Genomic DNA, 21,883 nt, shown 5'->3' with positions numbered 1-21,883 from the left:
GGGTAACTGCCCTGCGAGGGCGGCGGGTAGGACCCCTGCGACGGGGGCGGGTAGGAACCCTGCTGCGGCGGCGGGTAGCTGCCGGGGTTCTGCGGATCCTTGCTCGGGTCGAAACCGCCTGTGGTCATGATGTCCTTCTCGTACGGGTTGACGTGTCGGAGTCTTCTCGCGGCCACCTTACGTCCGATGCGCCCCGACCGGTGTGCGATGTTCCGTTGCAACGGGGTCTCGATCAGTGACCGAGCACGAACCACGGCTCCCTCGGGAGCAGGTCCAGGGACCAGTGCGAGGCCAGGTCGGACAGCGATTCGTGCGTGCGCTCGGACGGAACCCCGATCGACGACGCGATCTCGGCGCGGACGTCGGACACGGTCTGCCCGGCGGCGAGTCGGTCGCGCAGGGTGACGGCGCCGTCCCGCTTGGCGAGGCGCTTGCCCGTCGGTCCGAGAGCGAGCGGGACGTGCACGTACTCCGGGATCTGCACGCCGAGCAGACCGGCGAGGTAGGCCTGACGCGGCGCCGACGCGAGCAGGTCGTCCGCGCGAACCACCTGGTCGACGCTCTGGAACCCGTCGTCGACGACGACGGCGAGGTTGTAGGCGGGAACGCCGTCCGTGCGCTGGAGGACGAGGTCGTCGACCACGCCCGTGAACTCGCCGACGAGGGCGTCGGTCACGGTGAACGACCGCGTGTCCGAACGCAACCGCAGCGCGGCGCGTCGGCCCTCGGCGCGGCGGGACGCGCGTTGCGCCTCGGTGAGGTTCCGGCAGGTTCCGGGGTACGCACCCTCGGGAGCGTGCGGTGCGGACGCGGCCTGCTGGATCTCGCGGCGGGTGCAGAAACACTCGTAGACACGGCCGTCGGCGGCGAGGGAGGCGATGGCCGCGGCATAGGACTCTCGGCGATCCGATTGCCGCACCACCGGCCCGTCGACGGTGATGCCGACGGCGGCGAGATCGTCGAGCTGACGGTGCTCGGCGCCCGGTCGCACGCGATCGAGGTCCTCGACGCGCAGGACGAATCCGCGTCCGGTTCCGCGGGCGAGGAGCCACGCGAGCACAGCCGTGCGGAGGTTCCCGATGTGGAGGTCGCCGGAGGGGCTCGGTGCGAAGCGGCCGTTCACTCGCCGCGACCCATGAGCTCGTCCCGTCGGGACGCGACCTCCGTCCGCAGCGCGTCGACCACCACCCCGACCTCGGGGCGGCGCAGCGTCTCGCCGCGCACGACCAGCCAGTAGGCCAGGGTGACCGACACCTCCGAGCGCAGGATGCGCACGAGATCGCGGTGCCGGTCGGCCATGAAGCACGGCAGCAGGCCTATACCGGCGCCCGCCCGCGTGGCCTCGACGTGCACGAAGACGTTGGTCGAGCTCACCGAACTCCGCATCACCGGGACGTCCGACGACGGGGGAGCGTCGCCGACGGCGACGGAGCGCGCGAGATCGAGGTCGTCGACGTGGAGCATCGACTCGACGAAGTAGACGAGGGGATGGCCGGCGAGGTCGAGTCGGGTGGTGATGGTGTCGTGGTCCTCGAGGTACTCCGGAGTGGCGTACAGACCGAGGCAGTACTCGCCGAGGTGCACGGCCTCTGCGCGGTGCACCTGAGGCGTGCCGACGACGATCTCGATGTCCATTCCCGATCGTTGTTGCGAGGCGCGTCGCGTCGCGGCGACCAGTTCCACGGACACCTCGGGGTGCCGTTCCTGCACACTGACGGCGGCGGGCGCCGCGATGTAGGCGCTGAATCCGTCAGTCGCGGAGATGCGGACGACACCACGCAGCGACGCACCGCCCGGGTCCACCAGGCCGCGCACCACGCTGTCGACCGTCTCGGCCGCGGCGAGTGCGTGTCGGCCCAGGTCGGTGAGTTCCCAGCCGCCCGAGGTGCGGACCAGTACCCGGCCACCGAGTGATTTCTCCAGTGAGGCGATGCGGCGAGACACCGTCGTGTGATTGACACCGAGGCTGTCCGCGGCGGCGGTGAAGCGGCCGCTGCGCCCGACGGCGAGGAGGACGAGAAGATCGTCCGCGCTGGGCGGCGTGTGCGCCGAGGAGCGTCCGGACGAGGTCATGTGTGCATCTTTGCAGTTCGGTCGTGCGCGCGCGGCCATTGTGCGGCGCGGTGATCTGCGTCGATACTCGACTCGGCGTGTGCCGTGGATCACTGTCCCGGCACCGGAGACTCAGCAAGGAGAATGTCATGTCGGTTGTCGACAGGGTGGATCGCGACGAGGAACCGTCGGGTCTGCGGAAGGTGGTCGCCGCATCCATGGCGGGCACCGTGGTCGAGTGGTACGAGTTCTTCCTCTACGGCACGGCGGCGACGCTCGTGTTCAGCAAGATCATGTTCGCGGAGGGAACCAGCGAACTCGACGCCATCCTGGCGGCCTTCGTCACGTACGCGGTCGGCTTCGTCGCACGACCGCTCGGTGGCATCGTCTTCGGTCACTTCGGTGACAAGTACGGACGTAAGAAGCTCCTGCAGTTCTCGCTGGTGCTGGTCGGCGCCGCCACCTTCCTCATGGGCTGCCTGCCGACGTTCAACCAGATCGGGTACTGGGCGCCGGCACTTCTGGTGACGCTGCGCTTCATCCAGGGCTTCGCGGTGGGCGGTGAGTGGGGCGGCGCAGTGCTTCTCGTCGCCGAGCACAGCCCCAACAAGAGCCGCGGCTTCTGGGCCAGTTGGCCGCAGGCCGGTGTCCCCGGCGGCAACCTGCTCGCGACGGTCGTCCTGTTGGTGCTCACCACCGTGCTCTCGGAGGACGCGTTCCTCAGCTGGGGCTGGCGTGTCGCGTTCTGGCTGTCCGCCGTCATCGTCTTCGTCGGCTACTACGTCCGCACCAAGGTCACCGACGCACCCATCTTCGTCGAGGCGCAGAAGCAGGCCGAGGTCATCAAGGCCGCGTCGTACGGCGTCTTCGAGGTCGTGAAGCGTTACCCGCGTGGCGTGTTCACCGCGATGGGCCTGCGCTTCGGCGAGAACGTCATGTACTACCTGGTGGTCACCTTCTCCATCACCTACCTCAAGGTCGAGGTGGGAACCGACACCAGCACCATCCTGTGGTGGATGCTCATCGCGCACGCCGTGCACTTCGCGGTGATCCCGTTGGTCGGTCGCCTGGCGGACACCGTCGGACGCCGTCCGGTGTACCTCGTCGGTGCGGTCACCGCCGGCACGTGGGGCTTCTTCGCCTTCCCCATGATGAACAGCGGCCACAACGTCGTCATCATGCTGGCGATCATCATCGGACTGGTGTTCCACGCCTTCATGTACGCCACCCAGCCGGCGATCATGTCCGAGATGTTCCCCACGCGTATGCGGTATTCCGGTGTGTCCCTGGGCTATCAGGTGACGTCGATCGTCGCCGGGTCGCTCGCGCCGATCATCGCGGTGAAGCTGCTGGACGTCTACGGCTCGTCCGTGCCGATCGCCTGGTACCTCGCCGGCTCCGCGCTCATCACGCTGATCGCCGTCGTGGTGGCTCGTGAGACCAAGGGCATCGCGCTCGAGAGCATCGACATCGCCGACGCGAAGAACCTGGCCACCGAGGCCGAGCTCGCGAAGGCCGGTATCCCGACGAAGTAGGCACGCACACAGAATCGCGCCCTCTCCCGCATGACGGGAGAGGGCGCGTTCGTGTGTGTGTCAGGCCTCGGCGACGAGGTGCGGACGCGAGGCACCGGCCTCGCAGTCACGCATGAACTCGGTGAAGATGCGGTCGAAGCGGTCGGGATTGTCGAGATGCGGGAAATGCCCTGCCCTCTCGAAGATCTCGACGCGGCCGTGCGGCAACTCGGCCCGAGCGTTCTCGGTGTGCGAGTTGGGGATGATGCTGTCGCGCGCACCCCAGACCAGCATCGCCTGGATGTTGGGGAAGTTGGCGAAGTGCGGTGTCGCACTGATGGTCTGACCGCGGAAGCTGATGACGGAGCGGGCGGTCGCGAGGAACGCGCGGCGGGTGCCGGCGTCCTGGACCGACCCGAAGCTGCGCCACGCCTCGGAGGAACTGGCGCTCATCAGGGGGAGTCCCAGCTTGTCGAGCCGATCGATCGCGAGATCGGTGAGGCCCCGCACGGTGCGGTTCGCCATCAGCGGGAGAACGAATTCGCTGCCCGGCAGGGTGGCCGCACGCAGGAGGGGGCTCACCTTGGGGCCGAGGCCGCCGCTGGCGATGAGCACCATGCGCTCGACCAACTCGGGGAACAGGTACAGCGTCTGCATTGCGATGCCACCGCCGAGCGAGTGGCCCACGAACGTCGCCGACGTGATGTCCAGGCTGTGCAGCAGGTCGCGCACCGTCGCGGCGTGGGAACTGATGGAGTAGTCCCCGGCGGGCTTGTCCGATTCACCGTGGCCGAACAGGTCCGGCACGATGACGCGGTACCGCTGCGACAGGGTGTCGATCTGCGGTTCCCAGTTGTGATGGGAGCCCAGCAGTCCGTGGATCAGGATGACCGCGGGGCCGTGTCCGATGTCCAGGTACTTCAGTTCGTTGCCGTGCAGGCTGAGTGTCTGCATGTCCGGCTGTGCGGTATCGAGTGCCGCCATGGGAGATCCCTCCGTTGTACTACCGCTCCAGTGTGCACGCTGGTGGGCGGCGGGGAGCCGTTCCGCGAGCATGTGATCCCAGACATTCACTGCCCGGCGGCGGTGTCGGTCACAAGAGGTTTCGGTGGCGAACGACGCGATCAGTGCGTCAGATACACCTTCACCGCCACGACGATCGCGGCCAGCACTGCGGTGGCGATACCGGCCAGGACCAGGCGAAACGACAGTCCGCGGCCGCGTAGACGCTCGGCGACCACCGGGATCGACGCGATACGCAACGTCACCAGACCACCCGCGAGCCCCTGCGCGAGTGCGCCGGGCAGGATCTCGAGCCACGCCAGCGCCAGCAGCAACGACGGCGCGACGCCCGAGGAGGCGATCGGCAGCGAGTCCCGCAACTCCTCGCGCCAGTCGACGGTGTCGTCGTCGACGGTGCCGGCCGCGACGGCGTCCGCGAAGATGTGGGCGAGGAAGGTGGTGAGCGTGGTGCCGATCACCAACAACGCCGCCGTACCGTTCGCGATGGACGACGGACTGGCGGCGACCACCACGGTCATCACCAGGACGTTTCCGTAGACGTAGGCCGAGAGACGTCGGGTGGCGCGGTGCGGAGGCAGCACGCCGGCCTTGCGCGTCGTCACTCGGCGGTAGAGGGATCCGACGGGTCCGGGTGTGCTCATCCCGGGAATGCTGCCAGGTGGAGAGGAGTCGCGATGGCCCTGGTCGTGCGCGGTGTCGGGTGGCCACGCGGGGAGCCGCTGCTCGGAGTCACCGACACGGACACCGGCGAGGTGACGTCCCGGCCGGTGCTGTCGTCCGCACTGCGATACCGCGCGCTCGACGCGCCGGGTGTGCTCTGGTGCATCGGTCGCCGCGCCGAGGACGGCCGTCCCGTGGCCTGCCCGAACGGTGCGCGCGCCACCTCCGGGGTGCACTGCGACGCCTGTGTCGCGGCGGATCCGTACCGGTTCGTCCACATAGTCCACCGGCAGGACTTCCTGTCGAAGGGGCTCGAGAGCGTCGTGATGCAACCGCACTGGCTCTACGTCGCGACCTTCGCCGACGGGACGGACAAGGTGGGAACGGCGGCGGATCCTCGGAAATGGGGACGGCTCACCGAGCAGGGCGCTGTGGTCGGACGCTACGTCGCACGGGCGGTCGACGGACGCGTGGTGCGGCACCTCGAGGACGCGATGACCGACACTGCCGGTCTGCGCCAGGCCGTGCGCGCCGCAGCCAAGGCGGCGGGGTTGACCCGCCCGATCGACCTCGCCCGCCTCGACCGATCGAACGCCGACGCGGCGACACTGGCGCGCGAGGTGCTCGCCGACCTCGGTCCCGACTTCTCCGACGACGACTTCCGTGTCGTCGACGAGCAGTGGGAGCCGCCCGCGGGCCGAGAGGCGGCCTTCACGGGTCGGCGCACGGCCTATCCGCTGGACACTGCCGTCGGTGCGCACGGCCTGACCGTGCAGTGGTGCATCGGTTCCGCCGTCGGCGCCACGGTGTCCGAAGACCCGGACTCGCTCTACGTGGCCGACCTGTCGAGACTGCGCGGGCGGCGTATCGAGAGGGGCGAGTTCGACACCGCGCTGCCCGCCATGCAGGAAGCACTGTTCTGAGTTTGTCCCCGGCCGCCGCGTGGCATTCGTGAGCCATGCCGACCTACCGAGTGAGAGACACCAGCGACGACTCCATCCTGGCCACCGCCGAGCACGAGGACGTGTCGACGGCCGAGGCGTGGGCGGCCGGCGTCGTGGAAGGGCTCGACCCGGCTCCCGTGACCTGGGTGCTGGACAGAGAGTGAGAACGAAGAAGACCCCCGTGCAGTGCACGGGGGTCTTTCTCTGCGGAGGATAGGGGATTTGAACCCCTGAGGGCGTTAACCCAACCCGCGTTCCAGGCGAGCGCCATAGGCCACTAGGCGAATCCTCCGTCGGCTACCTTACCGGCGACACCCCCGTTGAGACGAATCGGGTCGGTTCGGTGGTGCGCGGGGGATGTGGCTAGACTCGTCCACGGATCCCGCGCGGCGCGCATCCTGTGAACTCCCCCAGGGCCGGAAGGCAGCAAGGGTCAACGGGCTCTGCCGGGTGCGCGGGGTCCCCTTAACTTCCCGCCACGCGCAGTCGCCTCGAAAGGCCCTCCTCGCCATGACCGGCCAAGCTCAACTCGGACTGATGAACCCCGACGAGCTGGCCGCGGAGCACGAGAAGCGCACCGCCGAGTACGAGGCACTGGTCGCACGCGGACTCTCGCTGGACCTCACCCGCGGCAAGCCGTCACCCGAGCAGCTCGATCTCGCGGCCGGCCTGCTCACCCTGCCCGGTGAGGACTACCGGGACGGCAAGGGCACCGACTGCCGCAACTACGGCGGACTGCAGGGTCTGCCCGAGCTGCGCGCCATCTTCGGTGAGCTACTGAACATCCCGGCCGCGAACCTGATCGCGGGAAACAACGCGAGCCTCGAGATCATGCACGACCTCGTGGTGTGGGGGCTGCTGCACGGCACCGTCGACTCGGTGCGTCCGTGGTCGGCCGAACCCGTCGTCCGCTTCCTGTGCCCGAGCCCCGGTTACGACCGGCACTTCGCCATCACCGAGAGCTACGGCATCGAGATGATCCCGGTGACGATGAACGAGGACGGCCCCGACGTCGCCGAGGTCGAGCGGCTGGTCTCGGGCGATCCGCAGATCAAGGGCATGTGGTGCGTGCCGAACTACGCCAACCCCACGGGCGCGGTGTACTCGGAGGAGGTCACCCGCGCTCTCGCGACGATGCCCACCGCGGCCGCCGACTATCGCCTGTTCTGGGACAACGCCTACGCGGTGCATCCGCTGGCAGACGAGTTCCCGCCCGCGTACGACGTGCTGAGCCTGGCAGCGGAGGCCGGTCACGCGAACCGTCCGTACGTCTTCGCGTCCACGTCGAAGATCACCTACGCCGGTGCCGGCGTCAGCTTCCTCGGTTCGTCGTCGGCGAACCTCGACTGGTACCTGGGCCACTACGGCAAGAAGAGCATCGGCCCCGACAAGCTCAATCAGCTCCGCCACCTGCGTTTCTTCGGTGATGCCGACGGTGTGCGCGCACACATGGCGAAGCACCGCGAGATCCTCGCGCCGAAGTTCGCACGGGTACAGGAGATCCTCGACGATCGCCTGGGCGCGTCGAAGGTGGCGTCGTGGACCGAGCCCGCGGGCGGGTACTTCATCAGCCTCGACGTGCTCGACGGCACCGCAGCGCGCACCATCTCCCTGGCGAAGGACGCCGGCATCGCCCTCACCGGCGCCGGCTCCGCCTTCCCGTACAAGCGCGATCCCGACGACCGGAACATTCGCCTCGCCCCCAGCTTCCCGTCCACCGACGAGTTGTCCGCGGCGATGGACGGCGTGGCCACCTGCGTGCTGCTGGCCGCGACGGAGAAGCTGCTCGGGTCGTAGTTTGGTCGGGTTCTCACACCGATTCCGGCAGGGTTCACCGGCTGCAACCCCTGTGAGTTGCGGAAACCGGTGACGGTTCGACGCCTGTGGATGGCCATGAGCAGCATTCCTGGATCTCGGCCACGATCGTCACATGAGCGACGAGGGCGAAGCCGCAGAACTGATCCGGCGCGCGGATCTTCTCGGCCGAGGTGTGTCCGACACCGAGATCCGCAGTGCACGCAGGTCCGGGTCCATCGTGGCCGTGCGGCGGGGGTGTTTCGTCGACAAGCGGCGTTTCACCGACTCCACGCCGGAGGCTCGACACCTTCTCGCAGCCCGGGCAGCCCTGGCCGCAGGCGGACCGGGTCTCACGCTCAGCCACGAGTCGGCCGCGCTGGCGTGGGGCATGTCGTTGTGGCAGGGGCCGCCACCGCTGGTGCACCTGACGGTCGACAGGCCGACCGGCGGACGTGTCGACGCGGTACGGCACCTCCACACGCATCCACTCGCCGATATGGACGTGGTGATGCGTGACGGTGCGAGAGTGACCTCCGCGGCGCGGACCGTGGCGGATCTTGCGTGCGCCTCGAGCTTCGAAGCCGCTGTGTGCGTTGGCGATTCGGCGCTGGCATGCACTCCGACATCGATCGACGACATCACCGAGGCCATCCGCGGGTGTGGCCGTCGGCGCGGCGTCGCGGGCGCTCGACGTGCCGCCGCATTCTTGGACGGTCGTAGCGAGAGCGTCGGCGAATCGCGCAGTCGGGTGTACCTCGATCGGCACGGGCTCCCCGCGCCCGAGCTGCAGATCGAGATCGTGATCGACGGGCGCACGTATCGGCCGGACTTCCTGTGGGAGGACCAGCGCGTGCTCGGCGAATTCGACGGACTGGCGAAGTACACACGCAACGGCGAGTCCGCGAACGCAGTCGTGATCCGCGAGAAGTTGCGGGAGGACGCTCTGCGTGCCGCCGGGTGGATCGTCGTGCGGTGGACGTGGGCGGACCTCGTCGACGGTCGGCTGGCGCAGCGCATTCGTGCTGCGCTGTCCGCGTGAAAGAATGACGCCATGGCCACGACGCTGCACTTGGTGGGGGATCCCGACGCCGACGCCCTGCTCGCCTCCGACCCGCTCGCGCTGCTGATCGGGATGTTGCTCGATCAGCAGGTACCGATGGAGTCGGCGTTCGCCGGTCCGAAGAAGCTGGTGGATCGCATCGGGTCGCTCGACGTCCGCGCGATCGCCGAGATGCCGGAGGACGACTTCCTCGCGATCTGCTCCACCCCACCCGCGGTGCACCGGTTCCCCGGGTCGATGGGCAAGCGGATCCAGTCGATGTGCTCGTACATCGTCGACGAGTGGGACGGCCGCGCCGACGCCATCTGGACGGACGGCGACCCGGACGGCAGAGAAGTGCTGAAGCGACTGAAGGCGCTGCCCGGGTACGGCGATCAGAAGGCGCGCATCTTCCTGGCTCTGCTGGGCAAGCAGATGGGTGTGGAGCCGGCCGGGTGGCGCGACGCCGCCGGATCGTACGGCGACGACGGCTCCCGACGATCCATCGCCGACGTGGTCGACGCGACCAGTCTGGGCGAGGTGCGCGAGTTCAAGAAGGCGGCCAAGCGGGCCGCCAAGGAGAGCGCAGGATCCTAGGTTCCCGCCGACCGTTCTGTCGGTCGACGTCGGTACTCTCTCTCGCGTGGCCCTGTACCGGAAGTACCGTCCAGCGACGTTCGCGGAAGTGGTCGGGCAGGAGCATGTCACCGAGCCTCTGTCCGTCGCACTGGACTCGAAGCGCATCAATCACGCCTACCTCTTCTCCGGCCCTCGCGGGTGTGGCAAGACGTCGTCCGCACGGATCCTGGCGCGGTCGCTCAACTGCGTCCAGGGTCCGACGTCGACGCCGTGCGGAGTGTGCGGCTCGTGTGTCGCGCTCGCTCCCGGCGGCCCGGGCAACCTCGACGTCATCGAGCTCGACGCGGCCAGCCACGGCGGCGTGGACGACACCCGTGAGCTGCGTGACCGCGCGTTCTACGCGCCTGCGGAATCGCGCTACCGCGTCTTCATCGTGGACGAGGCCCACATGGTCACGACGGCGGGCTTCAATGCGCTGCTCAAGATCGTGGAGGAGCCGCCCGAGCACCTGATCTTCGTGTTCGCGACCACGGAGCCGGAGAAGGTGCTGCCGACCATCCGCAGCCGCACCCATCACTACCCCTTCCGGTTGCTGCCTCCGCTCGCCATGCGCGGTCTGATGGAGCGCATCTGTGCGGAGGAGAAGGTCACCGTGCAGGATGCGGTGTACCCGTTGGTCATTCGTGCCGGTGGTGGCTCCCCGCGCGACACCCTCAGCGTGCTGGACCAGCTGCTCGCCGGTGCAGGCGACGAGGGTGTGCAGTACACCCGCGCACTCACTCTGCTCGGCGTCACCGACGTCGCGCTGATCGACGAGGCCGTCGACGCACTGGCCGCCGGGGACGGTGCCGCTCTGTTCGGCACCGTCGAGAAGGTCATGGACGCGGGCCACGATCCCCGCCGGTTCGCGGTGGACCTGCTCGATCGACTCCGCGACCTCATCCTCATGCGCGCGGTCCCCGATGCGGGGGAGCGCGGACTCGTCGACGCCCCCGCCGACATGCTCGATCGGATGCGCGACGAGGCGGAGCGCATCGGCCCGGCCACGCTGGCCCGATTCGCGGAGACGGTGCACGCCGGACTCGGTGAGATGCGCGGCGCCACGGCTCCCCGGCTGTTGCTGGAGGTCATGTGTGCGCGGATGCTGCTGCCGGCGGCGTCCGATGCGGAAAGTGCTGTGCTGCAACGGTTGGAGCGCCTCGAACGGCGCCTCGACGTGACCCTGCCCGCAGGCGAGGCCGCTGCGGTCGAGGCCGAACATCAGCACGACCGCCTCGAGGCGGCGGCGCAGCAGCAGACGTACCGCCGTCCGTCCGAGCGGGCGGCCGAGCCGGCCGCCGCTCCCGCGCCCGTCGTCGACGCCCCCGCAGCCAGAGTCGCTGCACCGGAACCGGTCACACCCGAACCTGCGCGCCCCGAACCTGCGCGCCCCGAACCTGCGCGCCCCGAACCGGTCGCAGCGCAGCCGCCCGCAGCACAGCCGGCCACCCCTGAACCCGAGCCCACCGAGTCGGCACTCGAGCAGACAGAGACGGCAGCAGAGACAGCACCCGAGCCCGCCGCGCCGAGTCCCGCCGCGGCGGAGGGTCCGGATGCCGCGGACGTGCGCGCCGTCTGGTCCGAGGTGCGGACGAAGGTGCGCGAGCGCAGCCGCACCGTCGAGGTGATGCTCTCGGGCGCCACCGTGAAGTCCGTGGGGGACGGGGCGATCGTGTTGGCTCACGACTCGGTACCCCTGGCCAAGAGGCTGGTCGAGCCCCGCAACGCCGAGGTCATCAAGGACGCGCTGCGTGACGTCTTCGGCGTCGAGTGGACCGTGGTCTGCGAGGCGGGCGACGGCACCGCTCGGTCGGCGGCACCGGCGCCGGCATCCGCCCCGGCCGAGCGCCCGGCGTCCACCGGCCCTCGGTTCTCGCGCCCGAGCAGGTCGGCGCCCACCCCGGAGCCGGCACGGCCGGCGCAGTCCGGCAGCGCCCCGGCGCGGTCGACGCCCTCGCGCCCGTCCGACGACGACATCCCCCCGCCGCCCGAGGAGCCCGACTATCCGGACGACCCGGGTCCCTCGCCGTACGACGGTCCACCTCCCCCGGAGAGCCCGGAGGAGCAGGAAGAGCTCATGAAGCAGGCGAAGGAGCCGGTCGATCCGTCGACGCGTCGCGATCCGGACGAGGTCGCGCTCGAGCTGCTGCAGTCCGAGCTGGGTGCCACCCCGCTGAAAGACGTCTGACCTGCTGCTGACGGTGTGAAACACCGGCAGGAGTGTCACAGTGCGCGCTCGTTTCGGTCCTTTCGGCAGCGCGGCTCCATGCCTAGGGTGAATGGCGTCGAGGTCTGTCCTCGTGGGCGCCGGTGTCTCCAGTGCACCGTGCTGCCCGAGTCTCACGTCGGAAGGAACTGTGTTCAGTGACCACAGAGGCATACATCTACGAAGCCATCAGAACACCGCGAGGTAAGGGCAAGAACGGGTCGCTGCACTCGGTCAAGCCGATCTCGCTGGTCACCGGGTTGATCGACGAGCTCCGCCGTCGTTTCCCCGACATGGACGAGGATCGCATCTCCGATCTGATCCTGGGCGTCGTCTCGCCCGTGGGAGATCAGGGTGCCGACATCGCCCGTACCGCGGTGCTCGCCGCGAAGATGCCCGACACGGTCGGCGGCTTCCAGCTCAACCGTTTCTGCGCGTCCGGCCTCGAAGCCGTCAACCTCGCCGCGCAGAAGGTGCGGTCGGGCTGGGACGAGCTCGTCATCGCCGGTGGCGTGGAGTCGATGTCCCGCGTTCCCATGGGATCGGACGGCGGCGCGTGGGCCATGGACCCGCAGACCAACTACGACACCTACTTCGCCCCCCAGGGCATCGGCGCCGACCTCATCGCGACGATCGAGGGCTTCACCCGTGAGGACGTCGACGCGTACGCCGCGCAGTCCCAGGAGCGCGCTGCAGCCGCATGGTCGGGTGGCTACTTCACCAAGTCCGTCGTGCCGGTCACGGACCAGAACGGTCTGCTGATCCTCGACAGTGACGAGCACATGCGCCCCGGCACCACCGTCGAGTCGCTCGGCAATCTCAAGCCGGCCTTCGAGGGCATCGCCGCGATGGGCGGGTTCGACGACGTCGCGCTGCAGAAGTACCACTGGATCGAGAAGATCGATCACGTCCACACCGGCGGTAACTCGTCGGGCATCGTCGACGGTGCGGCCCTGGTCGTCGTCGGCAGCGAGGACGCCGGCAAGTCGATGGGCATGACGCCGCGCGCTCGCGTCGTCGCGACCGCCACCAGCGGCGCCGACACCACCATCATGCTGACCGGGCCGACGCCCGCGTCGAAGAAGGTGCTGGCCGCGGCCGGCCTGACGGTCGACGACATCGACCTGTTCGAGCTGAACGAGGCATTCGCCTCCGTGGTCCTGCGCTTCCAGCGCGACCTGAAGATCCCGGGCGAGAAGCTCAACGTCAACGGTGGCGCCATCGCGATGGGCCACCCCCTCGGTGCCACGGGCGCCATGATCACCGGCACCGTGCTCGACGAGCTCGAGCGTCGGAACGGCCGCTACGCACTGATCACCCTGTGCATCGGCGGCGGCATGGGCGTGGCCACCATCATCGAGCGAGTCTGAGGAACAGCATGAGTGACAACATGATTCAGTGGGACCAGGATGCCGACGGCATCGTCACCCTGACGATGGACGACCCGAACCAGGGCGCCAACACGATGAACGAGCTCTACAAGACCTCGATGGGCGCCACGGTCGACCGCCTCGAGGCCGAGAAGGACTCCATCACCGGTGTCGTCGTCACCTCGGCGAAGAAGACCTTCTTCGCCGGTGGCGATCTCAAGAACATGATCAAGGCCGGCCCCGCCGACGCCCAGCAGATCTTCGACGAGGTGCAGACGGTCAAGTCGCAGCTGCGTCGGCTCGAGACGCTCGGCAAGCCTGTCGTGTCCGCGATCAACGGCGCCGCACTCGGTGGCGGCCTGGAGATCACGCTGGCGACGCACCACCGCATCGTCGCGGACGTTCCCGGTGTCCAGCTCGGCCTGCCCGAGGTGTCGCTGGGCCTGCTGCCCGGCGGCGGCGGCGTCACCCGCATCACCCGCATGATGGGTATCCAGAACGGCTTCATGTCGGTGCTGTCCCAGGGCACGCGATTCCGCCCGGCCAAGGCGCTCGAGCTCGGTCTGGTGCACGAGGTCGTCGGCAGCGTCGAGGAACTCGTTCCCGCCGCGAAGGCATGGATCAAGGCCAACCCCGAGGGCGGCGTCGCCCCCTGGGACGTCAAGGGCTACAAGATCCCCGGCGGCACGCCGTCCAATCCCAAGCTCGCGCAGATCCTTCCGGCGTTCCCGTCGAACCTGCGCAAGCAGATCAAGGGCGCGCCGATGCCGGCACCGCTCGCGATCCTGTCCGCCGCGGTGGAGGGTGCGCAGGTCGACTTCGACAACGCGTCCACCATCGAGTCGCGCTACTTCACGTCGCTCGTCACCGGCCAGGTGTCGAAGAACATGATCCAGGCGTTCTTCTTCGACCTGCAGGCGATCAATGCCGGCAAGTCCCGCCCGGACGGCCACGAGAAGACGCAGTTCACCAAGGTCGCCGTGCTCGGCGCCGGCATGATGGGCGCCGGCATCGCCTACGTCTGTGCCAAGGCCGGAATCGACGTCGTCCTCAAGGACGTCGAGCAGGCGTCCGCAGACAAGGGCAAGGCGTACTCCGAGGCCATCGAGGCCAAGGCGCTCTCACGCGGCAAGACCACGCAGGAGAAGTCGGACGCGCTGCTGGCGCGTATCCACCCGACTGCCGATCCGAAGGACGTCGAGGGTGCAGACCTCGTCATCGAGGCGGTCTTCGAGTCGCAGGACCTCAAGCACAAGGTCTTCCAGGAGATCGAGGACCTCGTCGCACCCGATTCGCTGCTCGGCTCGAACACCTCGACGCTGCCCATCACCGGTCTCGCGACGGGTGTCAAGCGCCAGGAAGACTTCATCGGAATCCACTTCTTCTCGCCCGTCGACAAGATGCCGCTGGTCGAGATCATCCGCGGTGACAAGACCTCGGATGCCGCTCTGGCCAAGGCATTCGACCTCGTGCAGGCCATCAAGAAGACTCCGATCGTCGTCAACGACAGCCGTGGCTTCTTCACCTCCCGCGTGATCGGCACCTTCATCAACGAGGCCATCGCCATGCTGGGCGAGGGCGTCGAGCCCGCGACCATCGAGCAGGCCGGTCTGCAGGCGGGCTACCCGGCGCCGCCGTTGCAGCTCTCCGACGAGCTGACGCTGACGCTGATGCAGAAGATCCGCAAGGAGACCTACGACGCGATCGTCGCAGCCGGCGGAACTCCTCCCGAGGATGCCGCGGGCGCGGTCATCGACAAGATGGTCGACGAGTTCGAGCGTCCGTCGAAGGCCAAGGGTGCCGGCTTCTACGAGTACGTCGACGGCAAGCGCACCGGCCTCTGGTCGGGTCTGCGTGACGCCTTCAAGTCGGGTACCTCGGAGTCGTCGTTCGAGGACCTCAAGGAGCGCATGCTCTTCATCGAGGCGATCGAGACGCAGAAGTGCTTCGACGAGGGCGTGCTGAACACGACGGCCGACGCCAACATCGGCTCGATCTTCGGTATCGGCTTCCCGGCGTGGACCGGTGGCGTGCACCAGTACGTCGTCGGCTACGAGGCCGCGGACGGCTCGATCGGCAAGGAGGCGTTCGTCGCCCGTGCCGAGGAGCTGGCCAAGCAGTACGGCGAGCGGTTCACTCCGCCTGCGTCTCTGCGCTAGTCACGAGTACACGACAGCCCCGCACCTCCTGGTGTGGGGCTGTCGTCGTCTCAGCTCAGGACGCGCGCGGCGAAGTCGAGTGATGCGGGCATGGAGGCCATCAGGGTGCCGATGTGATCGGGCGTCGGAAAGGTGACCAGCTGGAAGTCCGTACCGGCAGCGGTCATCCGGGCCGTGTGGACGAACGTGAGCGGAGCCGGAACCGTCTGATCGGAGAGGCTCTGAGTCATGAGGAGCGGCCGGTCGTAGCCACTGACGGGGACGGCCTGCATCTGCGCGAGCACGGGGGCCAGCGGCGTCAACGGGCGCGTGAGGAGCTCCCCGAACTGGGCCGGGTGCGCCGAGCGATAGTCGCGGAACTCGGTGCCGCACAGCGTGGTCGCAGCGTCGAGATACTCGACGCCCTTCGGCGTCAGGTACTGCCGGACGTCGAGTTCCGGACGCTGGTCCGCCAGTCCGGCGAGGGTGTAGAAGACGTAGCCGAGAAAGCCGCTGGGGACGACCGGCGGGAGAACCGGACCGACCAGCGGGAGCACGGTGTCGAGCCCCGTCGGGCCGGCCACGGACACGGCGCCGCGGAAGTCGAGGTCCGGTGCGCGGGTGGATGCCGCTGCGGCGGTGAAGAAGGACGTGTTGCCGCCCTGGGACAGGCCGGTGGTGATCCATTCCGGCGAGAGCCGATCGCCGAGCATCGTGTGTGCTGCGCGGACGATGTCGATCGCGTTGGCACCGGCGGCGGGTCCGTCCAGATAGGCGTGCACACCCGGAGTCCCCATGCCCGCGTAGTCGGTGGCCACCACGGCGTGGCCGGCGGCCAGCCACGCCTCGATCGCCGGACGCTCGTACTGCGCGGTGCCCGTCGCCGACGGTGCACACGAGTCGGCGACACCGGTGGTGCCGTGGGCGTAGGACACGACCGGCCATCCGTCGGCGGGAGCATCGCCTGTGGGCACGAACACCGTGCCCGTCGACTCCCCGGCCTGCTCGGCCGTCCGCAGCGTGGAGTAGCGCACCACATAGCTCTCCGCGGCGCCGGCGGGTGCCAGCGCGGGATCGAGCGCGGTGCTGGAGAGCACCGTGCCCGCGGCCGTCTCGGCGGACGCGGGAGCAGGGACGAGAAGGACGGACGACGCGAGTGCGACGCACGCGACGAGGACCGGTGGACAGAATCGTCGGGGAAGAGAAGTCACGGACAGCAGTCCATCATGTCGAGCGGCGTCCGTGGTGTGTCCCGTCGCGACGATGTGTCTCGTCACGAGAACGGGCCCGACGCGGCATCAGGGGACTAGGTTCGACACGTGAAGACTCCCGTTGTCACCGTCATCGGTGCCGTGATCGCCGTCATGGGCCTGCTGTTCAGCCTCCAGGGATTCGGGGTGATCGGTGGCAGTGCGATGAGCAACACGACCACCTGGTCGATCCTCGGCCCCGTCATCCTGATCGTCGGAGTGGCGATCGTGGTGGTGAGCAGGCGCCGAGGGGTCTAGTCGGAGAAACGCCTGCGCAGGTCGACCTTCACGACCTTGCCGCCGGCGTTGCGGGGGAGCGCCTCCACCAGCACCAGGTGGCGCGGGTGCTTGTAGTGCGCGAGGCGTCCGTCCAGCCAGCCGACGAGGTCGGGAAGCGTGAGGTCCGGCTCGTCGGTGCCGCGCTGCGCGACGACGGCGACGGGCACCTCACCCCAGCGGTCGTCCGGGCGGCCTATCACTGCTGCCTCGAGGATTCGGGGGTGGGAGAACAGCACGTTCTCGACCTCGGCGCAGTAGATGTTCTCGCCGCCGGAGATGATCATGTCCTTCTTGCGGTCGACGACGAAGACGAAGCCCTCCTCGTCCTGACGCACCAGGTCGCCGGAATGGAACCAGCCGCCGTGGAACGCGTCCGACGTGGCGGCAGGGTTCTCCCAGTACCCGTGCATCAGCGTCGGCCCGCGATAGACGATCTCGCCGATGTCACCTCGCGGGACGTCGACCATGTCGTCGTCGACGACCCGAGCCTCCACCGTGGCGACGACGCGTCCCACGGACCCGAGTTTGCGGAGTGCGTCGCCGCCGTCGAGGACGCAGGTGATCGGCGACATCTCGGTCTGACCGAAGACGGCCACGGTGAGGGCGTCGGGGAAGGTCTGCGACATCGCCCGCAGGACGGTGTCCGACGCCGGCGCCGCACCCCACGAGATCACTCGCAGCGACAACGTCCTGGGGCGGCGCGCCTGTTCCGCGCAGACCGCCTGCCACTGCACCGGCACGAGGAACAGGGTGGTCACCGCCTCGGCCTCGAGGACGTCGAGCAACGCGGCCGGATCGAACGCACCGACGGGGTGGACGACGGTCGGGATGCCGAGCTTGAGGCTGGGGGCGATGCTGCCCAGGGCGGCGATGTGGAACATCGGTGACGCACAGAAGTTGATCTCGTCGACTCCGTACATCTGCAGGGCGCGAATGCAGGTCAGCGCCTGAGCCTGCATGTTGGAATGGGACAGCACAGCACCTTTGGGGCGGCCGGTCGTTCCCGAGGTGTACATGATCAGAGCCGGTGCGTCGTCCGGGACGTCGGTGTCCGGCGCGGGCGCGCCCTCGCGGATCAGAGCCTCGTAGGTGTCCCCGTCTCCGCCCACCACGATCGAGTCCGCGACGCCCACCGCCGCGGCGAGCGGCGCCAGAGCGTCCTCCACGACGATGAGGCCGGCGCCGCTGTTCTGCGCGAGGTAGGTGATCTCCGGGGCGCTCATCCGAAAGTTGACGGGCACGGCGATCGCACCGACGGCATTGATGGCGAGCACCGATTCGATGTACTCGGGCCGGTTGAGCATGAGGATCAGCACCCGGTCCCCGGCCGTCACGCCACGGTGGGACAACCCGCCGGCGAGTGCGTCGACACGATCGCAGAGGCCGCGCCAGGTGTGCGTCGTCCCGCCGAAGCGCAGCGCCACGCCCGCGGGATTCATCAGTGCGTGTCGTCGTACCTGGTTGTTCCAGTTGTCCCGCCGTGCACGTCCGGGCTGCGACTGATCCGCCATCTCGGGTGTCCTCTCGTGGAGTCGCACCCACTCGGGTGTCGACAGTCCCCGTGATTCGACACCCGAGACGGCGTCCGTGTCAGTGGATCAGCCGATCCACCAGGGCCGCAACGGAAGACCCGCGTCGTTGTTCTCGTCGAGCTTGACGGCGAGCACCTGGTGCAGCTGGACCACGTTGCGCTCGAAGCCCAGGCGTGAGCCCGCCATGTAGAGGCCCCACACGCGCGCGGTGCCCTCACCGACCTCCGCGACGCAGGCGTCCCAGTTGTCGACGAGGTTGCGGCACCAGTCCCGGAGCGTCATCGCGTAGTGCTCGCGCAGGTTCTCCTCGTGACGCACCTCGAGGCCCACGTCCTGCATCTCGGTGATGATGCGGCCGGATCCCGTCAGCTCGCCGTCGGGGAAGACGTAGCGGTCGATGAAGCCGCCGGCCCGCGCCGACGAGCGGTTGTCCGGGCGGGTGATGCAGTGGTTCAGGACGCGGCCACCCGGGCGCAGCTTTCCCTTGATGAACTCGAAGTACGCCGGGTAGTTCGAGACGCCGATGTGCTCGGTGAGGCCGATCGACGACACGGCGTCGAAGTCGCCCTCGACGATGTCGCGGTAGTCGCTGTGACGCACCTCCGCGAGATCGCTCAGACCGTCGGCGGCGATGGCGTTCTGCGCCCACTCTGCCTGCTCGCGCGAGAGCGTGGCGCCGATGACGTGGACGCCGCGACGGGCCGCGTAGCGCACCATCGAGCCCCAGCCACAACCGATGTCGAGCAGTCGGTCGCCCGCCTTCAGGTTCAGCTTCTCGAACACCAGGCGGTACTTGTTCTCCTGCGCCTCCTCGAGCGACGCCTCGAGAGTCGGGTAGGCGGCGCAGGTGTAGGTCATCGACGGGCCGAGTACGTACTCGTAGAACGTGTTCGACACGTCGTAGTGGTGGTGGATGCTCTCGGCGTCCCGAGTCTTGCTGTGCCGCAACCCCTCGGCGATACGCCGCCAGCGTGGGAGGGACTCCTGGGGCGGGGGAGCGATGGGACGCAACAACTCCCATCCGAGAGACCGGGTGACGGTCGCCAGTGCGCGCGCGGACGGACGTTTGAAGTGCAGGTCGTCGCCCAGCATCCGGAGCACGTCGTACGGGTCACCCGGGTGGGCGCCCTCGATCTCCAGATCGCCCGAGACGTAGGCGCGAGCCATGCCCAGGTCGCCGGGGGCGGTCGCGAGGTAGGTGGTGCCGCGGGGTGAGGTGAGCCTGAGCCCGTACTCGGAATCCTCGGCACCGGCCGTACTGCCGTCGTACGCCGAGAATCGAACGGGCAGATCACCTTCGGTGAACTGCTCGAGAATCTCGGCGATGGAGAGTTTGGGGGAACCGCCGGACAGGCCGGGGTTCCGTTGATCTTTGAATGTCGTCATCGACGATGCACCGCCTTCGAATACAGATCCAACAACCGCGAATCGGGGTCGTACTTCTCTTTGAGTCGGCGGTAACCGTCACCGCCGTAGAGGGCATCGAACTCGTCCCTGTCGTAGAACGAGTCCGAGTAGAGGGACTTGTGACCGTCGAACTCGGTCACCTTCTTCTCGATCCGACGGTTGGCTGCCCCGTCGGGTTCACCGGGGACCACGGGCACCGACGACCAGAAGCCGACGTTGACGTAGGTGCGGTGAGGTTCGAGCGGATAGAGGGGCCACCCGCGTACTCCGGCGTCGGAGTCCTGCGCGTCGGCGTACCCGTCGGGTTCGCGAAGTCGCAAGGGACACAGCCACAACGGCTCGATCGGGATCTCGTCGAGGAACCACGAGACGAACGCGGCCGTGTTCTCGATCGGCACCTCGATGTCCTGCACCACGCGCTCGCGGATCGGGTTGCCCTTGCGCTTCTCGAGACGGTCGGCGATGTCGTACTTCTGGTCGAGCGCGATCAGCTTCCAGTAGAAGCTGCTGCGCAGGTACTTCTTCGGCCAGAGACGTCGGATGCGCGGGTTCTGCGCACCGAAGGCGCGCGAGCACCAGAACCAGTCGGTGTCCCACCGCCACAGGTAGTCGCGCACCGTCAGGCGGTCCGTTCGCGGTGCGGTGCCGTCGTGCTGGATGGACCGGTAGAAGATCGCCGAGTCGGTGTAGTCGCTCACCGGTCCCGGCTCGTCGGTCTGCCGGCCCAGGGTCAGATAGGCCTCGGTCCCGGAGAACACCACCCCGTCGAGGTAGTCGACGCGGTCACCCTCGTACTCCCGCTCCGCGACGATGCGCGCCATGACCGTCTGCACCGACTCGAGGTCGTGGAACCGGACGTGGCGTAGGGCGACATAGGGAAGGACGGGCTCGAGTTCGATGCGCAACCGTGTCGAGTAGCCGAGGGTGCCGTAGGAGTTGGGGAACCCTCGGAAGAGGTCGCCGTACTCGTTGTCGGGAGTGGCCGTGACGACGTCGCCCGATCCGGCGAGAATGTCGATCTCGAGGACGGACTCGTGCGGAAGGCCGCTGCGGAACGACGTCGACTCGATGCCGAGGCCGGTGACCGCGCCGCCGAGCGTGATCGTCTTGAGCTGCGGCACCACCAGGGGAGCGAGCCCGTACGCCAGGGTGGCGTCGACGAGGTCCTCGTAGGTGCACATTCCCTGCACGTCGGCGGTCATGGCGTCGGGGTCGACCGAGATGACGCCTCCCAACCCGGAGACGTCGAGTCCGGGGGCGGAGTTCTTCGGCCTGGCCCGGAAGAGGTTGGAGGTCTTCTTCGCCAGGCGGACGGTCGCGTCCCGGGGAATGGCACGGTAACTGGCCAGAAGCCGTTCCACACCCGCCCGATGTCCCGCTTGTCCGATCTCGTGCGGACGGTTGCCGCCCCCGCCGGGTTCCCGCGCTCCCCCGAGCGCCGCATCGACTGTCTGAGCCACGCGAGAACGCTATACGGAGGTTGTTCGCAACGCTATGGAAGGTGCCTCCCGACGAGGAAACTTCACACGATCGTTGCGCTCGATTCGCCCGGGCGTGGACGTGAAACAATGAATGTCACCGTCCGTCCCACCCCGACATCAGGAGTTCTCCCCGTCATGGCCAAGGTCAGCGCGAGCAGTTCCCTCACCATCAGTGCGGCTCCCGACAAGGTCCTCGCGGCACTGTCCGACTACGAGACGGTGCGTCCGCGCATCCTGCCCGAGCAGTACCGCGACTTCGCGGTCATCGAGGGTGGGCAGGGCGACGGCACCGTCGCTCGCTGGGTCCTGCAGGCGACCGAGAAGCGCTCGCGGAACGTGCTCGCGACCGTGTCGGTGTCCGGCGCGACCGTCACGGAGAAGGACGCCAACTCGTCGATGGTGACCACGTACCTCGTCGCCCCGAGCGGTAGCGGGTCGTCGGTCACCACCACCACGGAGTGGACGGGCGCCGGCGGTGTCGGCGGCTTCTTCGAGAAGACGTTCGCGCCCCTTGGACTGAAGAAGATTCAGGCGCAGCTCCTGCAGAACCTCTCGCGCCAGGTGGAGTGAGGC

At 68.3% G+C, this 21,883-nt stretch carries 19 protein-coding genes, 1 tRNA gene and 1 other RNA gene; 12 read left to right on the top strand and 9 right to left on the bottom strand.

All coding sequences use genetic code 11. From position 1 onward, the window contains the following. Positions 1-232 precede the first annotated feature (232 nt). Positions 233-1,123, bottom strand: coding sequence for a tRNA glutamyl-Q(34) synthetase GluQRS (gene gluQRS / locus HQ312_RS14395; RefSeq protein WP_222633297.1), 891 nt, complete (start codon positions 1,121-1,123; stop codon positions 233-235). Continuing rightward, on the bottom strand, positions 1,120-2,073 hold the full coding sequence (locus tag HQ312_RS14390) for a LysR family transcriptional regulator (protein WP_261781760.1): 954 nt from the start codon (positions 2,071-2,073) through the stop codon (positions 1,120-1,122). Before HQ312_RS14390 ends, gluQRS begins: the two co-directional genes overlap by 4 nt. Before the next feature lie 128 nt (positions 2,074-2,201). Here HQ312_RS14390 and HQ312_RS14385 point away from each other — a divergent pair, with 128 nt between their 5' ends. Then, positions 2,202-3,587: an MFS transporter gene (locus HQ312_RS14385; protein ID WP_222638985.1), complete on the top strand. Its 1,386-nt coding sequence runs from the start codon at positions 2,202-2,204 to the stop codon at positions 3,585-3,587. A 60-nt stretch (positions 3,588-3,647) separates the two neighbouring features. Here HQ312_RS14385 and HQ312_RS14380 read toward each other — a convergent pair whose 3' ends face one another. Together HQ312_RS14380 and HQ312_RS14375 are read right to left on the bottom strand one after the other, a co-directional pair. Beyond that, a complete protein-coding gene (locus tag HQ312_RS14380) occupies positions 3,648-4,550 on the bottom strand; it encodes an alpha/beta fold hydrolase (protein ID WP_261782295.1) in 903 nt (300 codons plus the stop codon). Positions 4,551-4,690: 140 nt separating this feature from the next. Continuing rightward, a complete protein-coding gene (locus HQ312_RS14375; RefSeq protein WP_027506624.1) occupies positions 4,691-5,230 on the bottom strand; it encodes a hypothetical protein in 540 nt (179 codons plus the stop codon). 33 nt (positions 5,231-5,263) lie between these two features. On the opposite strand from HQ312_RS14375, the gene HQ312_RS14370 reads away from it, so the two are divergent. Then, positions 5,264-6,172, top strand: coding sequence for a DUF2797 domain-containing protein (locus HQ312_RS14370; protein ID WP_261776328.1), 909 nt, complete (start codon positions 5,264-5,266; stop codon positions 6,170-6,172). A 50-nt stretch (positions 6,173-6,222) separates the two neighbouring features. Continuing rightward, positions 6,223-6,357: a hypothetical protein gene (locus HQ312_RS21965; RefSeq protein ID WP_261770337.1), complete on the top strand. Its 135-nt coding sequence runs from the start codon at positions 6,223-6,225 to the stop codon at positions 6,355-6,357. Between the two features lie 43 nt (positions 6,358-6,400). Here the strand turns inward: HQ312_RS21965 and HQ312_RS14365 are convergent. Beyond that, a tRNA-Ser gene (locus HQ312_RS14365) sits at positions 6,401-6,485 on the bottom strand. Between the two features lie 82 nt (positions 6,486-6,567). Here HQ312_RS14365 and ffs point away from each other — a divergent pair. The 7 genes from ffs to HQ312_RS14330 all read left to right on the top strand — a co-directional run bounded on the left by ffs (position 6,568) and on the right by HQ312_RS14330 (position 15,382). Further along, positions 6,568-6,662, top strand: an RNA gene (gene ffs, locus HQ312_RS14360) — signal recognition particle sRNA small type. Positions 6,663-6,703: 41 nt separating this feature from the next. Then, positions 6,704-7,990: an aminotransferase class I/II-fold pyridoxal phosphate-dependent enzyme gene (locus HQ312_RS14355; protein WP_222638984.1), complete on the top strand. Its 1,287-nt coding sequence runs from the start codon at positions 6,704-6,706 to the stop codon at positions 7,988-7,990. Positions 7,991-8,123: 133 nt separating this feature from the next. Next, positions 8,124-9,029, top strand: coding sequence for a type IV toxin-antitoxin system AbiEi family antitoxin domain-containing protein (locus HQ312_RS14350; protein WP_222638983.1), 906 nt, complete (start codon positions 8,124-8,126; stop codon positions 9,027-9,029). A gap of 12 nt (positions 9,030-9,041) precedes the next feature. Next, positions 9,042-9,626, top strand: a complete 585-nt coding sequence (locus HQ312_RS14345) for an HhH-GPD-type base excision DNA repair protein (protein ID WP_027506627.1) — start codon at positions 9,042-9,044, stop codon at positions 9,624-9,626. A gap of 46 nt (positions 9,627-9,672) precedes the next feature. Then, complete coding sequence (locus tag HQ312_RS14340; RefSeq protein ID WP_222638982.1) at positions 9,673-11,835, top strand: DNA polymerase III subunits gamma/tau; 2,163 nt, start codon at positions 9,673-9,675, stop codon at positions 11,833-11,835. A gap of 176 nt (positions 11,836-12,011) precedes the next feature. Next, entirely contained in the window at positions 12,012-13,223 is a 1,212-nt protein-coding gene (locus HQ312_RS14335) for an acetyl-CoA C-acetyltransferase (RefSeq protein WP_222638981.1), read from the top strand. Positions 13,224-13,231: 8 nt separating this feature from the next. Further along, entirely contained in the window at positions 13,232-15,382 is a 2,151-nt protein-coding gene (locus tag HQ312_RS14330) for a 3-hydroxyacyl-CoA dehydrogenase NAD-binding domain-containing protein (protein ID WP_222638980.1), read from the top strand. A 50-nt stretch (positions 15,383-15,432) separates the two neighbouring features. Here the strand turns inward: HQ312_RS14330 and HQ312_RS14325 are convergent, their stop codons facing one another. Continuing rightward, positions 15,433-16,572: a lipase family protein gene (locus tag HQ312_RS14325; protein ID WP_222638979.1), complete on the bottom strand. Its 1,140-nt coding sequence runs from the start codon at positions 16,570-16,572 to the stop codon at positions 15,433-15,435. A 108-nt stretch (positions 16,573-16,680) separates the two neighbouring features. Here HQ312_RS14325 and HQ312_RS14320 point away from each other — a divergent pair, with 108 nt between their 5' ends. Beyond that, positions 16,681-16,869 carry a hypothetical protein gene (locus tag HQ312_RS14320; RefSeq protein ID WP_027506631.1) on the top strand — a complete coding sequence of 63 codons (189 nt, stop codon included), beginning with the start codon at positions 16,681-16,683 and terminating at the stop codon, positions 16,867-16,869. Here HQ312_RS14320 and fadD5 read toward each other — a convergent pair. The 3 genes from fadD5 to HQ312_RS14305 all read right to left on the bottom strand — a co-directional run bounded on the left by fadD5 (position 16,866) and on the right by HQ312_RS14305 (position 21,217). Further along, on the bottom strand, positions 16,866-18,401 hold the full coding sequence (fadD5, locus tag HQ312_RS14315) for a fatty-acid--CoA ligase FadD5 (RefSeq protein ID WP_222638978.1): 1,536 nt from the start codon (positions 18,399-18,401) through the stop codon (positions 16,866-16,868). The genes HQ312_RS14320 and fadD5 overlap by 4 nt on opposite strands. Before the next feature lie 87 nt (positions 18,402-18,488). Continuing rightward, positions 18,489-19,808 (bottom strand): class I SAM-dependent methyltransferase, encoded by a 1,320-nt coding sequence (locus tag HQ312_RS14310; RefSeq protein WP_027506633.1) that lies wholly within the window; start codon positions 19,806-19,808, stop codon positions 18,489-18,491. Beyond that, positions 19,805-21,217, bottom strand: a complete 1,413-nt coding sequence (locus HQ312_RS14305; RefSeq protein WP_222633435.1) for an FAD-binding oxidoreductase — start codon at positions 21,215-21,217, stop codon at positions 19,805-19,807. The genes HQ312_RS14310 and HQ312_RS14305 overlap by 4 nt, the downstream gene beginning before the upstream one ends. A gap of 228 nt (positions 21,218-21,445) precedes the next feature. On the opposite strand from HQ312_RS14305, the gene HQ312_RS14300 reads away from it, so the two are divergent. After that, entirely contained in the window at positions 21,446-21,880 is a 435-nt protein-coding gene (locus tag HQ312_RS14300; RefSeq protein ID WP_222638998.1) for an SRPBCC family protein, read from the top strand. Positions 21,881-21,883: the final 3 nt, after the last annotated feature.

This window comes from Rhodococcus sp. BP-316 (assembly GCF_019836105.1).
GTDB lineage: Bacteria > Actinomycetota > Actinomycetes > Mycobacteriales > Mycobacteriaceae > Rhodococcoides.
Note: the sequence above shows the minus strand (reverse complement) of the source record. Positions and strands in the feature narration are given on the sequence as shown.

Excerpts from the sequence above, each read along its gene's own strand:
- HQ312_RS14390 (WP_261781760.1), bottom strand. The coding sequence starts at position 2,073 with ATGACCTCGTCCGGACGCTCCTCGGCGCACACGCCGCCCAGCGCGGAC.
- HQ312_RS14385 (WP_222638985.1), top strand. The coding sequence starts at position 2,202 with ATGTCGGTTGTCGACAGGGTGGATCGCGACGAGGAACCGTCGGGTCTG.
- HQ312_RS14380 (WP_261782295.1), bottom strand. The coding sequence starts at position 4,550 with ATGGCGGCACTCGATACCGCACAGCCGGACATGCAGACACTCAGCCTG.
- HQ312_RS14375 (WP_027506624.1), bottom strand. The coding sequence starts at position 5,230 with ATGAGCACACCCGGACCCGTCGGATCCCTCTACCGCCGAGTGACGACG.
- HQ312_RS14370 (WP_261776328.1), top strand. The coding sequence starts at position 5,264 with ATGGCCCTGGTCGTGCGCGGTGTCGGGTGGCCACGCGGGGAGCCGCTG.
- HQ312_RS14355 (WP_222638984.1), top strand. The coding sequence starts at position 6,704 with ATGACCGGCCAAGCTCAACTCGGACTGATGAACCCCGACGAGCTGGCC.
- HQ312_RS14350 (WP_222638983.1), top strand. The coding sequence starts at position 8,124 with ATGAGCGACGAGGGCGAAGCCGCAGAACTGATCCGGCGCGCGGATCTT.
- HQ312_RS14345 (WP_027506627.1), top strand. The coding sequence starts at position 9,042 with ATGGCCACGACGCTGCACTTGGTGGGGGATCCCGACGCCGACGCCCTG.
- HQ312_RS14330 (WP_222638980.1), top strand. The coding sequence starts at position 13,232 with ATGAGTGACAACATGATTCAGTGGGACCAGGATGCCGACGGCATCGTC.
- fadD5 (WP_222638978.1), bottom strand. The coding sequence starts at position 18,401 with ATGGCGGATCAGTCGCAGCCCGGACGTGCACGGCGGGACAACTGGAAC.
- HQ312_RS14310 (WP_027506633.1), bottom strand. The coding sequence starts at position 19,808 with ATGACGACATTCAAAGATCAACGGAACCCCGGCCTGTCCGGCGGTTCC.
- HQ312_RS14300 (WP_222638998.1), top strand. The coding sequence starts at position 21,446 with ATGGCCAAGGTCAGCGCGAGCAGTTCCCTCACCATCAGTGCGGCTCCC.